General features: G+C 65.7%; 10 protein-coding genes. 1 reads left to right on the plus strand and 9 read right to left on the minus strand.

Translation table 11 applies throughout. The annotated features are described in order from the left end of the window. Positions 1 to 43: 43 nt before the first annotated feature. The 6 genes from nrfD to C2L80_RS03205 all read right to left on the minus strand — a co-directional run bounded on the left by nrfD (position 44) and on the right by C2L80_RS03205 (position 8,583). Positions 44 to 1,027, minus strand: coding sequence for an NrfD/PsrC family molybdoenzyme membrane anchor subunit (gene nrfD, locus C2L80_RS03180; protein WP_103262631.1), 984 nt, complete (start codon positions 1,025 to 1,027; stop codon positions 44 to 46). 71 nt (positions 1,028 to 1,098) lie between these two features. Continuing rightward, on the minus strand, positions 1,099 to 1,626 hold the full coding sequence (locus tag C2L80_RS03185) for a 4Fe-4S dicluster domain-containing protein (protein ID WP_103262632.1): 528 nt from the start codon (positions 1,624 to 1,626) through the stop codon (positions 1,099 to 1,101). A gap of 2 nt (positions 1,627 to 1,628) precedes the next feature. Next, a complete protein-coding gene (locus tag C2L80_RS03190; protein WP_169998973.1) occupies positions 1,629 to 4,046 on the minus strand; it encodes a molybdopterin-containing oxidoreductase family protein in 2,418 nt (805 codons plus the stop codon). A gap of 1,129 nt (positions 4,047 to 5,175) precedes the next feature. Then, the gene (locus C2L80_RS03195) at positions 5,176 to 6,831 is read right to left on the minus strand and encodes an ABC1 kinase family protein (RefSeq protein ID WP_103262634.1); all 1,656 of its coding nucleotides are present in this window, start codon (positions 6,829 to 6,831) and stop codon (positions 5,176 to 5,178) included. Between the two features lie 47 nt (positions 6,832 to 6,878). After that, positions 6,879 to 7,277, minus strand: coding sequence for a phasin family protein (locus C2L80_RS03200; protein WP_087195735.1), 399 nt, complete (start codon positions 7,275 to 7,277; stop codon positions 6,879 to 6,881). A 286-nt stretch (positions 7,278 to 7,563) separates the two neighbouring features. Continuing rightward, positions 7,564 to 8,583: a DMT family transporter gene (locus C2L80_RS03205; protein ID WP_103262635.1), complete on the minus strand. Its 1,020-nt coding sequence runs from the start codon at positions 8,581 to 8,583 to the stop codon at positions 7,564 to 7,566. A gap of 358 nt (positions 8,584 to 8,941) precedes the next feature. Between C2L80_RS03205 and C2L80_RS03210 the strand changes: the two genes are divergently transcribed. Next, a complete protein-coding gene (locus C2L80_RS03210) occupies positions 8,942 to 9,826 on the plus strand; it encodes a LysR family transcriptional regulator (protein WP_103262636.1) in 885 nt (294 codons plus the stop codon). A 50-nt stretch (positions 9,827 to 9,876) separates the two neighbouring features. Here the strand turns inward: C2L80_RS03210 and C2L80_RS03215 are convergent, their stop codons facing one another. The 3 genes from C2L80_RS03215 to ispG form a co-directional block, all read right to left on the minus strand. Next, entirely contained in the window at positions 9,877 to 10,530 is a 654-nt protein-coding gene (locus tag C2L80_RS03215; protein WP_103262637.1) for an HAD family hydrolase, read from the minus strand. 312 nt (positions 10,531 to 10,842) lie between these two features. Beyond that, a complete protein-coding gene (locus tag C2L80_RS03220; protein ID WP_103262638.1) occupies positions 10,843 to 12,600 on the minus strand; it encodes a proline--tRNA ligase in 1,758 nt (585 codons plus the stop codon). Beyond that, positions 12,597 to 13,664 carry a flavodoxin-dependent (E)-4-hydroxy-3-methylbut-2-enyl-diphosphate synthase gene (gene ispG / locus C2L80_RS03225; protein WP_103262639.1) on the minus strand — a complete coding sequence of 356 codons (1,068 nt, stop codon included), beginning with the start codon at positions 13,662 to 13,664 and terminating at the stop codon, positions 12,597 to 12,599. The genes C2L80_RS03220 and ispG overlap by 4 nt, the downstream gene beginning before the upstream one ends. Between the last annotated feature and the right edge of the window lie 197 nt (positions 13,665 to 13,861).

A 13,861-nucleotide genomic window follows, 5' to 3' on the forward strand; every position in this document is an offset into this window, starting at 1 on the left:
CGTGCATGCGCGACGAACGCGCATGCACGCCTCATCTCGATCGTCACGAAACGAACAGCAGCACGCCCTGAACCGCCTGCAGCGCCGCCGGACTGACGAGCGCGGCATGCAAACCCGCCGCCAGCACAAGAAACCGCAGCGTGAACCCGCCCACAAGCGCGCACGCCGCACCGCCCACCGGCACGGCGGGCACCAACGCCGCATCTTTCTTTCGCTTCGCCGTCGCCACCTGAACAAGAGCCGCCAAAAACGGGCCGACCAACCCTACAGCCACCACGAGCGCCCAGAACTGCATGCTCAACGGGCCACTCACAAGCAGCCCGGACGCCAAAGCCTCGTCGGCGCCCGAGCCCTGCATGGTCGTCAAAAACGCCGCAAGCACGACGGCCTCGATAGCCACCAAGCACAGCACCGTCCATTCGAGGGCCGTGCGTAGGCCGTGCGCGCCTTCATCCTTCTCCAGCACCGCAGCGAACACCGACACCGCCGCCACGCCCGTATCCAGCGCCGAAACCGTGAACAGCGCCGGCAGAAGCCAGGTTCCCCACAAAGGGATGGCCGGAGCCGCACTCAGCAGCACGCCCGTGTACGCCGCAACCGCAAGCGAGCACGGGATGCCCACGATGGCCAGCACCTTGTTGATGCCCGCCCGCGCGCGTCCGAGCGGCTTGCACACCTTGCCCAGCCAGTCGGCCAGCTTGTCCGTGGTGAACAGCGCGCTCAGCACGAACACGACGAACGTCACCAGCAGAAGCCAGGCGCCTATGGTCATCCAAGACGACCCGTTGACGAAGCTCTTGAACAGGATCATGGCCTGGAAGGGCTTCTCCACTTCGGACACCAGCGCCAACAGGCCTATGGCCAAAGCGGCCACAGCCGTCCACACGCCGCCCGTCACGGTTTTCTTGAACCGGTCGGGCTTCACCAGGTGCAGGATGGACACTGTCAGAAACGCTCCGGCGCTCAGACCGCCAAGGAACAGGTAGATCGCCGGCAGCCAGCTCCAGGTCGTCTGCAACTCAACCATGGATGAACCTCCTTTCCGTCTTTCTCACCGGGGACGCGCCGCCCACGGCGGCACGTCCCAGCGCCGAGTTGTCACGACACGAAGACCGAGGGGTTCGCCGCAGCCGCGCCCATCTGCTTCGCTGTCTTGCCGGACACCTTCTCAGCCAGCTCTTCCATCGTCCCGAATTGCAGCGCCTTGGTGGGACACGTCGCCACGCAGTGGGGCGTATCGCCCGGCGTCACGCCGTTGCCGATGCAGCAATCGCATTTGTCCATGCCCTCGTCGGTGTACTGGGGCACGCCGAACGGACAGGCGAAGAAGCAGTAGTGGCACCCGATGCACTTCTCCTTGTCCACCACCACGATGCCGTCCTCGCCACGCTTCGAGATGGCGCCCGCAGGACATACCGCGGCGCACGCGGGCTCGGCGCAGTGCATGCACGACATCGACACGAACGTGCGCGTGACGTTCGGGAACGTGCCGCTTTCCACCTCGTGCACCTTGCGGCGCGCGATGGTGCCCGCCTTGATGCCGTTCCATTGCTTGCACGCCACCTCGCACGCCCAGCATTTGATACAGCGCTCGGTGTCCATATAAAAGCCGTATTGCTTCGCCATGGCTAGTTACCCTCCTCCAGCTTGCTGATCTTCACGAGCGTCTGCTTCGACATGGCCGAGTTGAACGGGTCGAAATTGGCCAGCTCGGCATCGTAGAGCACGTTGATCTCGCTGCCGCCATCCAGGTGATCGTAGCCGGGCAGGTCAAGCTCCTCGCACGGCTGCCACCATCCGCGACGCGACATGAGCACGTCGGGGGCGATGCTCTCAAGGTAACGCGCGACCATCTTCACCCAGCCGTGGGGCGACTCGATCTTCACCCAGTCGCCGTCGGCGATGCCGTATTGCTTGGCCGTGGCCGGGTTGATCTTCACCCAGGGATACGGCTGCAGCTCGCGCAGGTAGGGCACATCAACGTAATAGCTGTGGTTGCACAGGCGGTACGCATGCACGTCGGAAATGACGAGCGGGTACTCCTCGGCGATGTCGGGCGTGCCCGCGATGCTCTCTGCCGGCCCGTTGTACACGGGAAGCGGCGAGATCGTTCCGGTGTCGTCGCAGTTCGGCTTGTTGCCGATCCACTCGTTGTAGCACTGCACCTTGCCGCCCGGCAAACTGGCGAACATCTTCTCGTAGTCCTGGTACTTCGGCTCCGTCGGCTTCGCGCCGTCGGTGCGCTCCACGAAGATGCCCTTGTTCGCGGCGCGCAGCTCCTCCAGATCGATGCCCGAGCCGTCCAACTGCTCGCGCAGGCAGGCGTCCATGTCGCCGTTCCAGAAATCCTCGCCGTAACCCATGCGCACGGCCAGATCGAGGTAGTACTCCCAATCGGAACGCGATTCGCCCATCGGCTCGGCGATCTTCTGGTTGATGGCGATGAACGTGCCGTCGGCGCTGTTCTTCGTGCCGAACTGGTAGCTGCTCTCGTAGTTCGTGCACGCCGGCAGCACGTAGTCGGCGAAATCGCACGACGAGTTCCACTGCGTGTCCATCACCACGTAGAAGTCGAGCTTCTTCAAAGCCTCCTCAACCTTCTTGGGCTGGCGCGTGGCCGAAAGCGGGTTCGACGACTGCCCGAAGATGCAGCGCAGCGGATAGGGGTCCTCCGTGAGAATGCTCATGATGCCTTTGAAGTAAGCCGTCGTGGGGCCGGACTCCTGCGTCTCCATCGTCTGGAACCAGCGCGGGGTCTCGGGACCCACGAGGTCGGACACGCCGGCCATGAAGCCGTTCTTCTCGTCCTCCTCCGTTTTCGGAAGCTTGTCGGTCAGTACATCGATACTCTTCGTCTTGATAAGCGATGGAGGCGCCACCATGCCGGCTCCACCGCCGCCCGCGATGCCGAGGTTGCCGGTGATGGCCTCGATCAGGCACGCGCACGCCACGGTCCAATGGCCGTCGTTTTGCTGGTCGCCGATGCCGTTGCCAATGTTGATGCCCATGGGCTTGACGGTGCCCATAAGACGCGCCACCTCGTAGATCTGCTCGACGGGAATGCCCGTGATGGGCGAGGCCCATTCGGGCGTGTACTGCTTCATATGCTCGGCCAGCTGGTCGAAGCCGTTGCACCAATTCTCAACGAAGTCGTGGTCGTACAGGTCCTCTTCGATGATGACGTTCAGGATGGCCATGGCCAGCGCGCCGTCCGTGCCGGGACGCACCGGCACCCAGATGTCGGCCTTCGCCGCCAACCCGTCCTGCATGGGACGGATGTCGATGACCTTGAGGCCCTTCTCGATGGCGTTGAGCCGCGCATACGGATTGCCTTGGTTGATGGCCGAGTTCTCGCTGTTGTAGCCCCACACCACCAAAAGCTTCGTCTTGTCGAGCTGTCCCGGAGCCGTGTCGGTGGCCTGGGCATGGGCCGGACCGCCGATGGTGACGAGACGGCTGAACATGCGCTGCGAGTTGCAGATGGCGCTGTGCATATAGTTCGGGCTGCCATGCACGTTCAGGAAACGGCGGCCCATCGTGCCGAGCACCGCGTAGAACTGCGGGGACAGCACGCCGTAGGACTTGGCGCCGTACTGCTCCTTCTGCTCGAGCAGCTTGGCGGCGATGGCGTCCATGGCCTCGTCCCACGTGCAGCGCTCGAACTTCCCCTCGCCCTTCTCACCCACGCGCTTCATCGGGTACAGCAGACGCCCCGGCGCGTACAGCACGGCCATGGCGGCGTTGCCCTTGGCGCAAAGGCTGCGGCTGCCGCGACCCCAGTTGTTGCCGGCCTCGGGGTTGCCCTCGACGTTCGTCCAGCGACCGTCCTTTATGTAGCACAGCGTCGAGCAGTGCGTGCGGGCCGGACCGCACATCTGGCACCATGCGTGACGCACCTCGGCTTCCCCCGCTTCAACGGCGGGCGCCCCGGCAGAACTCGGTTCGAGCGTTTCCTGGCCCGCACAGCCTGAAAGCGCGGCCGTCGCGCCAAGAGCCGCCGTCCCTTGCAGAAACGCGCGCCTTGTCAGCTTTCCTTCTTTCGCCATGCCTTCTCCTCCTATCCTCGTCTTACCCGAAAGCCCGCAACCTCTTTCGCGCGAGCCCGATCGCCCAGCATCGCTCCGCGCACCTTGCATTCTCGACTCTTGCGGTTTCCCCGCCGCAAAAGACATGGCTTCGCCCTTCCTCGCAGCCAGAGGCCCTGCAATGCGAATATGGACAATGATTGAAACGTCAGATGCGACCGATGCGAATCAGAATCCCACTCTCATAGAACCAACTCCCCCGAGCCTCCCCCGGCCCTTCAGTTGTCTAATTGAACTATTGTCATAGTGTCATAGTGTTTTATTTTAATCAAGAGGAAAGATTATCCTATTTTGTAGATAAAGGAGGGCTTCGGGGAAGCGAATAGAGGGTGGGGTGCGCCTATAGAGCCACGGTGCCCGCCGACACCTTTTCTTTCCCCGCACGAAACGGCTCTTGCGACAAACCCGGAGGAAGCACGCGGCCCGCATTGCGTCGTCCGATCCATGCCGCCCGCACGACCCAACCCACTCCGCACCGTGCGGCCCGCGCCGCACCATCCTCCCCACCCAACACGCCGTCAGCCCTGCGGATCCGCATCGGCGCCGATCGGCTGTCAGAACGCCTTTGGCCTGCAGAAGATGGACCGGCGAACCTCTCTGTGCGCCCGCAAGGCAGACCGGCACGACGGTCTGCCGTTTCGCTTCACCCCCTCTTTTTTGCTCGGTTGCAGAAAACGAAGCACAGCCGCTTCTCGTTGGAATTTCCCGCAACCTGCGGTTGCGGCATCTGAGAACTGGAACGATGCAAGCCCGCACAACGAAAGCCGCAACGATGCGAGAGCCCTTTCGCCCCGGAGCCCCGAACTTCGCCGAAGCAAAACGGCAGCAGGAAGCGGACGAAAGTCCGCAGCGAGGCACGGCGCACCGGGTTTCGTGGCGGGTTTTGACGGAAAACCGCCATAGCATCCGCAGCGCGTTTTCCCCTGCGCGGTACATTGCTTTCGTTTCCCCAAGTCGCACGACACTGAAAAGGAGGCGCTTCAAACGCGTCCCCCTTTTGCCCTTTCGCGATAGCGGATTTCCGTCAAAACCTGCCACGAACGACCGATTCCCGCGCGCAACCGCCGCGCAAAAGCCAAAGCCGTCGGCGTCACAGCTTCCGGCGGCTGATGTCGAGGATCACCCACACGCTGAGGATGGCAGCGCCCAGGTAGCCGAAAAACGCGAGTACGGGCACGCCGAGCAGCCGCGGCTCCATGGACGACAGCGACAGCATGCTCGAGCCGATGAACAGCCCGGCGATGATGATGCCGATGGTCAGCCGGTTGATGATCTTCGCGAGCTTCGAAAGCGGCGCCTCGCTGCCCAGAACCTCCATGTTCATCTTGAGCTGCCCGCGCGTGAGCATCTTGAGCGCCTCGCCCGAGAACCGCGCCGCGTCGAGCATGCCCTTCGATGACGAGCGCAGTGAAAGGGCGAGGTCCTCCATTGCCTGCGCCAGCTCGCCGCGCACGCTCTTCGAGCGCTGGATGTGCGCGTTGATGATGGACACGACGTTGTCGTTGGGGATGAACGGGGCGATGGTGCCCTCGAGCGTCACGATGCCGCGCGAGACGCTTGTGATGGACGCGGGCAACGTCACCTTGCACGAGCGCGTGAGCAAAAGGATGTCGTTGAGGAACATGCCGATGTCGATGTCGGCCACGTCGCAGGAGCCGTAATCCGAAAGCAGCAGATCGAGGTCGGCCAAGAAGCGCGTGTGGTCGATGACGCTGTTGTCCTTCGCGATGGCGAAGGACAACAGCGCGTCTTTGAGCTCGGCAGCACTCTCCATGCCCACGGCCTCGATGATGCCGCCGAACCCGGCGCGGTCGCGCGGCGAAAGACGGCCCATGATGCCCAGGTCGATGTAGACGATCTTCCCGTTGCGGATGAGGAGGTTGCCCGGGTGAGGATCGGCGTGGAAGAACCCGTGGTCGAGGATTTGCGTGGCGTAGTTGTCGAGGATCTTCTGGCCGATCTCCTCAAGGTCGTAGCCCGCCTCGCGCAGCCGATCGACGGCCATGATGGGGATGCCGTCGACGTACTCCATCACCAGCACGTACTCGCCGCACAATTCCGGGTACACCTTCGGACAGTCGATGAACGCCACGTCTTCGTTCAGCCGCGCGAACTCCTCCAGGTTGGCGGCCTCGCGCGCGAAGTCCGTCTCCTCCAGAAACGTGGCCCACAGCTCCTCCACCACGTCGCGCAAATCGAGCATTTGCTCGTCTTTCATGAAGCGCGACGCCTGGCGCGCCACCATGCGCATGATGTCGATGTCCTGCGCCATCGTGGCCTTCACGCCGGGGCGCTGGATCTTCACGGCCACCGTCTCGCCCGTCGCGAGGCGCGCCTTGTGCACCTGTGCCAACGACGCGCTGCCCAAAGGCGTGGGGTCGATGGCGTCGAACACATCGCCGCGCGCGTCGCCGTATATCTCGTCGAGCGCGGCCAGGATCTGCTCGAACGGCAGCGGGTCGCATTCGGTTTGCAGCTTCGCCAACTCGTCGCAGTACGCTTTCGGCAATATCTCCGAGCGCGTGGACAGCGTCTGGCCGATCTTCACGAAGCTCGGGCCCAGATCCTCCAACATCGCGCGAAACTCCTCGGGAGAGAAGCCTTTGAGGAAATGGTGCTTCTGCACTATGGCGTAGATCTCCCGCAGACGGCGCATGCGCGTCTTGCGGCTCAGGTTGAACCGACCCTCGGGATCGACCTCGGCACCTGAGCTGAAGAAGTATTTGAGCAGGGTGTTCTCCACCATCGGCTACCGCACGGCCCCTTTCGCGGCCCGAAGGCGCAGCTCCCTTCCTAGCTGCACGGCTGCACCGGTTCCACCGGGGTCTGCGCAGCCCCGGACGCAGCGGGATCGTCGGACGTCTCGACCGCGGACGCGTCGCCCACCTCGGCTCCCGCCTTCTCCTGCGCGTCGACGCGCGCGGCGATCTCGGCCGCCTTCGCGGCGAACTCCGCGCGCTCCTCGGGCGTCATGGCCGCCATGCGGGCCTCGAGCGCGTCGTAGCGCACCGTGGCGACCGCCTGCTCGGCCTTGTGCTTGAGCTCGGTGTTGATCTGCCTGCCCTGATCGACCGTGAGCTCGCCTTTGGAGATGAGCTGGTCGACCAGCTCCTTGGTCTTCTCGCCCGTGATGGCCATCGCGCCGACGCCGGCCAAGAAGATGTCTTTGAATCCGTCGCTGAGGTAAGCCATGAAAGCCTCCTTTGACTGCGGCCATCCACCGGATGCGGACGGCTTGTGACCATGATGCACCAAATCGGGCGAAAGGGCAATGCGCATGTGCGCGTCGATGCGGAAGAGCGCCGAAATGAAAAGGGGCCGCCAAGTCGACGTCGACTCGGCCCCGCCCGCACGCGCGAAAGGGGCCGCCCTCCGAAGGGGCGGCCCTGCAAACCCGGAACTCAAACGAAGCCCCTCCCCGATGCGGCAGACTCGGCACTCCACCTGCCGACCGGACGCCCAGTCCCACTGAAGCGCGCTATGCGGTCCGATCCGCGGCGAGAGAGCGGCGCTCGGGCAGCGGAAGCGCCACCTGCGGCAGCTCGACCGCTTTCGAGGCGGCCTCCGCATGCGCCCCGGAGGCGGGCGCATGCGCGAGGCAGTCGTCGGCGTCAGCCGCCCGACGCCCCTCCAGCCACGTGGCGGCGACGACACCGGCCACGATGACGGCGGCGCCGGCAAGCCCCGTCATCGAAAGCGTCTCCCCCAAGATGACGAACGAGAACAGCGCCGTGAACACCGGCTCACCCGTCAGAAGCAACGACACGGTGGAGGACGGGAGCGCGGACAGCGCCACGTTTTGCAGGAAGAACGTGAGGCAGGTGCTCAGAAGCGCGAGGAACGCGACAACGCCCCACGCCATGGGCTGCACGGACGCCACGTCCATCGGCGGCTCGAAAGCCAATGCGCAGATAAGCGCGATGACGAACGAGGCCCCTATCTGCGTGCCGGCGATCGTCGCGGCATCGAGCCTTTCAAGACCGCGCTCGCCGAACACGAGCGCGCCCGCCAACGTCATCGACGACAGCAGCGCAAGCGCCTCCCCCCAGCCAAACGACGGCGCGCCGCCGTTCGCGCACAGCAGGTACAGCCCCGCCACGACCGCCCCTTGGAACGGAAGGAACGCGAACGGGTAGCGGCTGCGGTTCACGATCGACGACAGCAGCGGAGCGAACACCACGGGCAGCGCCACGAGGAAGCCCACGTTCGTGGCGGTGGTCAGATCGAGCGCCACGTTGCAGGTGATGAACGACAGCGCCATGCACAGCGCGGCCGGCAGCCAATCGCGCACGCACACCGAGCGCAGCTGACGCACGATGCGCGGGCCCAGGAACAGGCCGAACACGAGCGCGGCAAGGCCGAAGCGGACAACGAGGCACCACAGCGGCGTGATGCTCTCGTAGGCGAGCTTCGTGATGGCGCTTCCCGAGCCGAAGATGACGGTCTGCAGCACCACGCAGGCCACGAACGGCCAACGAGCGGACGAGCGGCGAGCCATACGGGCCTCCTTTCGAGCGGACGGCGCAAGACGACCATGCCCCGCGCGGGACCGCGTTCACGTTGAAATCGGATTCGTCCGTCATGGTAGTGCTTCCCCGCATCAAAGTAAAACGAGAATATCTTTAAAGAAATTAAAGAAATACTTGTTATACCTGGTCACAATCATTGCAAAACAAGTCAGGTTGAGCCATCATGGACAAAGTCGCCAAGGGTTCAGGAACCGAGATGCGCACAGGCAAAAGGCGCGCACCTCGAACCCCGCCGCACCCATCGCGCAGCGAGGGAGCGCGAACGCCTCCCGCTTCACCGAGCGCCCCCCCCCCGAGCGCCCCCGGCACGATAAGAGAGGGCAGACCATGGCCAACCAGAAGTACGAGGCGTTTCTCAAAGTAGCCGAAACGGGCAGCTTCAAGCAGGCGGCGCTCGAGCTGGGCTACACGCAAGCGGGCGTGAGCTACCTCGTGAGCGCGCTTGAACGCGAGCTCGACCTACCGCTGTTCGTGAGGGACTACGGCGGCGCGCGCCTGACCGCCGACGGCGCCGAGCTCCTTCCCTGGGTGCGCAGCGTGCGCGCCGACGAGCGTCGGCTTGAGACGCGCGTGGCCGAGCTCAAGCACCTCGCGAGCGGCGTCGTGCGCGTGGGGGCGTTCACCAGCACGGCCATCCAGTGGTTCCCTGGCATGGCGAAGTCGTTTTTGGCGCAATACCCCGGCATCGACCTGCAGCTTCTCTGCCTCGACGACCAAGACGAGCTCGAAGGGGCCGTATGGCGCGGCGACGCCGACTGCGGCTTTTTCGTCTTCCCCATCAAACGCGACCTGCATGCCGTGCCCCTGCGCCACGACCCGCTCCTCGTGGTGCTGCCGCCCGACCACCCCTTGGCCGACGCGCCGTTCGTGCCGCGCGAGGCGCTGGCCACCGAGCCTTACATCCGCCTCAAAAGCGGCACGTCGTCGGAGATGGAATCGCTGTTTCGCAACAACGGGGTCGAACCCTCCGTGCGCTTCACCATCGACAGCGACTACGCGGTGATGAGCATGGTGAGCGCCGGGCTCGGCTTCAGCGTGCTCTCGGGCCTCATCCTGCGCGACGCGCCGTTTCCGCTGGCCATCGTGCCCCCGGAGGTGGAGACGAGCCGCGAGATAGCCCTTGCGCTCCGCTCTCGGAAAACGGCGTCCACCGCGACGCGCGCCTTCGCCGAGCACGCCGAGCGCTGGATAGCCGCCACGTACGGCGCGTGAGCCCCGCCGCCGCGCGAGGGGCGCGAGGGGCGCGGTGGCGGGAGGCGACGTCAAAGCCCGAGCAGGGCGGGAACCTCGATGCCGTCGGCGCACACGAAGCTCGGCCGCTCGGCCACAAGCGCCTCGCGCGGGAACATCCCCCACAACGCCGCCGCCGTAGGGCACCCAGCCGCGTTGCCGGCTTGGATATCGAAGGGGCTGTCGCCCACATAGAGGCATGCGGCGCTGTTAAGGCCCATGAGGTCGCATCCGTGCGCGACGGGGCCGGGCGCGGGCTTGTGCTCGGGCCAGTCGTCCGACCCCACGACGAAGTCGAAGCAGCCTTCCAGCCCGAACGTCGCCAGCCCCTTCACGGCCGGCTCGTGGCGCTTCGACGTGACCACGCCAAGCGGCACGCCCGCCCGCCCAAGCCGCTCGAGCATGGGCTTCGTACCGGGAAACAGCCGGATCAGGTCGTCGTGCACCACGGCGTTGCGCTCGCGGTACACGCGGCACAGCTCCTCGTGAGCCTCCTCGCTGTCTGCGAAGTCCCACATCTGGACGGCAAGCGGCTGCCCCACCTTCGCCATGAGCAGCTCGTCGGGCACGGTGCGGCCCAGCACGGCGCGCACCGTGTAGCGAAACGTCTCCAAAATGAGATCGTGCGTGTCGAGCAGCGTCCCGTCGAGGTCGAACAGGACGGCCTGGATCGCGCGAGCAGTCATAGGTCCTTCACAGATCCTTCCCTCAACGATCGATTCATGCGGCGCGTAAGCAACCGCGCTGGTCGGTGCAATGCGTCCGCGCGAAACGTCCCCACGCCCGAAATCGCGAGGACAGCGGGGCACCGCGCGCTTCGACGCGGAGCGAGCAGCCCCACAAATTTCCTTCCCCGCACCGCGCGCCCGAGCGGACGCGCGCCGATCGGCGAAGCCGAGACGAGGCAAGGCGGGGGCAATCCGACCTCGCCACGAGATTGGGCGCCAGGGCGCATCGCAGCATCGGCTTGTTCCGGCGGCTGGCAAGCCGCCGGAAGGCTACTCGAAGAGCGCCCCGAACAGGCTCACCTCGGAGCCCCACACCTTCGCGTTGCGCTGCGAGAACGCGAGCGCATCGGTGAGCGCGTCGAGCGGAATGTCGCGACGGGCGCCCGTGCTGCGGCGCTTGATCTCCACTTTCTGCTCGGCCAGGCCGCGCTTACCCACGATGACCTGCAACGGCCAACCGATAAGGTCGGCGTCGGCGAACTTCACGCCCGCGCGCTCCTTGCGGTCGTCGATGGCCACCTCGAAGCCGAGGCGCGCCAGGTCGGTCGCCAGTTTCTCGGCGGCGGGCTGCACCTCGTCGTCGCCCACGGTAAGCGGGATCACGCACACATGCGCCGGAGCCACGGAGAGCGGCCAGGCGATGCCGTGCTCGTCGTTGTGCTGCTCGACGATGGCGGCCACGGTGCGCGAGATGCCCACGCCGTAGCAGCCCATGAGGAACGGCTGCTCGGAGCCGTCTTCGGCCATGAACGAGGCGCCCATGGCGCGGGAGTACTTGTCGCCGAGCTGGAACACCTGCGACACCTCGATGCCGCGTGCGCCCTCAAGCGGCAGACCGCACGCAGGGCAGCTGTCGCCGGGCCGCACCACGCACAGATCGGCCCATTCGTCCACCTGGAAGTCCTCGCCGAGGCGCGCTCCCACGTAGTGGTAGCCGTCCTCGTTGGCGCCCACGACCCACTTCGGCACCGCTTGCAAGCTGCGCGCCGCGATGACGTGCGCCTCCTTGGGCAGCCCCACCGGACCCATGGAGCCCTTGTGCAGGCCGAAGCCCTCCATCTCCTCGTCGGAAAGCAGCGTGAAGCCGCCCGCCGCACGCGCGGCCTTGAGCTCGTTGAGCTCGTGGTCGCCGGGGATGAACAGCACGACCAGGCGTCCCTCGTCGTTCTTGCCCGAGAGCGCCTTCACCGTGGAGGACTCGGGGATGTCCAAGAACTCCGCGAGCTCGGCGATGGTGTGCACGTTCGGCGTGGCGATCTTCTCCATCTGCGGCACATCGTACACGGTGGGACGGGCCAGGCAGTCGCCGGCTTCGGCGTTGGCGGCCCAACCGCACGCGCAGTGCACGAGCTCGGCCTCGCCCGTCTCGGCAAGCGCCATGAACTCGCAGGTCACGTTGCCGCCGATCTGACCGGGATCAGCTTCGACGGGACGGTAGTCCAGATCCATGCGCTCGCAGATGCGCCCGTAGGCCGCGCTCATGTCGTCGTAGGTCTTTTGCAGCGACTCTTGGTCGGCGTGAAAGCTGTAGGCGTCCTTCATGATGAACTCGCGGCTGCGCAGAAGCCCGAAGCGGGGACGGATCTCGTCGCGGAACTTCACCTGGATCTGGTAGAGCGAAAGCGGCAGCTCCTTGTACGAGCGCAGCTCGTTGCGGACAAGGGAGGTGATGAGCTCCTCGTGGGTGGGCCCGAGGCAGAACTCGTGGTCGTGGCGGTCGACGAGGCGCATGAGCTCGGGGCCGTAATCGTCCCAGCGACCGGATTCGTGCCACAGCTCCCCAGGCTGCAGCGCCGGCATCATGATCTCCTGCGCGCCGATGCCGTCCATCTCCTCGCGAACGATGTTCTCCACCTTCGCGAGCACCTTCTTGCCAAGCGGCAGGAAGGTGTACACGCCCGAGGCCGTCTTGCGGATGAATCCCGCGCGCAGAAGCAGCCGATGGCTTGCGATCTCCGCGTCGGCGGGATCCTCCTTGAGCGTGGGCGCGTACAGCTCGCTCATGCGCATGATGTTCACGTTCGTCATAGCCTTCCTATCTCCTCCATCAAAGCGTCCACGATGGCGCTCTCCTCCACCTTGCGGACGACGGTTCCCTTGGAAAACACCGCGCCGGAGCCTTTGCCGCACGCCACGCCGATGTCGGCGTCGGCGGCCTCGCCCGGCCCGTTCACCACGCAGCCCATCACCGCCACCTTGAGCGGCTTGTCCAGGCCCGCGATGCGCTCCTCCACCTCGCGCGCGAGCGCGATGAGGTCCACCTGGCAGCGCCCGCACGTAGGGCAGCTGATGAGCTCCGGGCCGCGACGGCGCAGATCGAGCGCCGCGAGCAACGTCCAGCATGCGCGAACCTCGGTCGCGGGATCGTCGGTGAGCGAGATGCGCAGCGTGTCGCCGATGCCCTCTTCCAAAAGGATGCCCAAGCCGCACGCGCTTTTGACGAGGCCCTGAAACGCCGTGCCCGCCTCGGTGACGCCGATGTGCAAAGGCACGTGCGGAAGCTCCTCGCTGAGCAGACGGTACGTACGCACCGTGGTCATCACGTCGTGGGCCTTCGCGCTGACCACCAAGTCGTGGAAGCCGCGCGCCTCGCAGTGGCGCACGTAGTCGGCAGCCGAGCGGGCCAGCTTCTCCGGAAGCGCAAGGTCGTCGCGCGCCGCCAACTCGGCGTCGAGCGAGCCCGCGTTCACCCCGATGCGGATGGGGATGCCCGCCTCCCCCGCCGCGTCGAGCACGGCGTCGGTCTTGGCAAGGCCTCCGATGTTGCCGGGATTGATGCGCAGCTTCGCCGCGCCGCGCCGGGCAGCCGCAACGGCGATGTCCGCGGAGAAGTGGACGTCGGCCACCACGGGCAGGGGCGACTGCTCGCACACGGCCGCGAACGCATCGAGGCAGCCTTTGCGCGGGATGGCCATGCGCACAATCTCGCAGCCCGCCTGGGCGAGCGCGTCGATCTGCGCGAGGTTGGCCGCCACGTCGTCGGCCGGCGCGTTGAGCATCGACTGCACTGCGACGGGCGCGCCGCCGCCCAAGGGCACGTCGCCCACCATGACCCGCCGGGTCGATTCGTTCGGTTTGACTGCGCCGGGCATCCGTCCCTGAGCTCCTCTCGTTCGCGTCTGCCTTCGTCATCGGCCCCGCCTCGGCGAAGCGGCCGCTCGCGCGGCTTTCGACGACGGCCTTCTTTCGCGCTTCGTCTGCGCGTTCAAGCGCTTCTGGCCATTCTACCCCTCCTTGACCCGCACGCGCCCAATTGCACAGGGATTTCGCGAGCGCGCGGCGATAAGCG

The organism is Rubneribacter badeniensis, from assembly GCF_002899695.1.
In the GTDB taxonomy this organism is placed as follows: domain Bacteria; phylum Actinomycetota; class Coriobacteriia; order Coriobacteriales; family Eggerthellaceae; genus Rubneribacter; species Rubneribacter badeniensis.

What these genes read in the sequence shown, in the direction of transcription:
- C2L80_RS03215 (WP_103262637.1), bottom strand. Translation starts at nt 10,530, where the DNA reads ATGACTGCTCGCGCGATCCAGGCCGTCCTGTTCGACCTCGACGGGACG.
- C2L80_RS03190 (WP_169998973.1), bottom strand. Translation starts at nt 4,046, where the DNA reads ATGGCGAAAGAAGGAAAGCTGACAAGGCGCGCGTTTCTGCAAGGGACG.
- C2L80_RS03185 (WP_103262632.1), bottom strand. Translation starts at nt 1,626, where the DNA reads ATGGCGAAGCAATACGGCTTTTATATGGACACCGAGCGCTGTATCAAA.
- C2L80_RS03210 (WP_103262636.1), top strand. Translation starts at nt 8,942, where the DNA reads ATGGCCAACCAGAAGTACGAGGCGTTTCTCAAAGTAGCCGAAACGGGC.
- nrfD (WP_103262631.1), bottom strand. Translation starts at nt 1,027, where the DNA reads ATGGTTGAGTTGCAGACGACCTGGAGCTGGCTGCCGGCGATCTACCTG.
- C2L80_RS03220 (WP_103262638.1), bottom strand. Translation starts at nt 12,600, where the DNA reads ATGACGAACGTGAACATCATGCGCATGAGCGAGCTGTACGCGCCCACG.
- C2L80_RS03195 (WP_103262634.1), bottom strand. Translation starts at nt 6,831, where the DNA reads ATGGTGGAGAACACCCTGCTCAAATACTTCTTCAGCTCAGGTGCCGAG.
- ispG (WP_103262639.1), bottom strand. Translation starts at nt 13,664, where the DNA reads ATGCCCGGCGCAGTCAAACCGAACGAATCGACCCGGCGGGTCATGGTG.
- C2L80_RS03205 (WP_103262635.1), bottom strand. Translation starts at nt 8,583, where the DNA reads ATGGCTCGCCGCTCGTCCGCTCGTTGGCCGTTCGTGGCCTGCGTGGTG.
- C2L80_RS03200 (WP_087195735.1), bottom strand. Translation starts at nt 7,277, where the DNA reads ATGGCTTACCTCAGCGACGGATTCAAAGACATCTTCTTGGCCGGCGTC.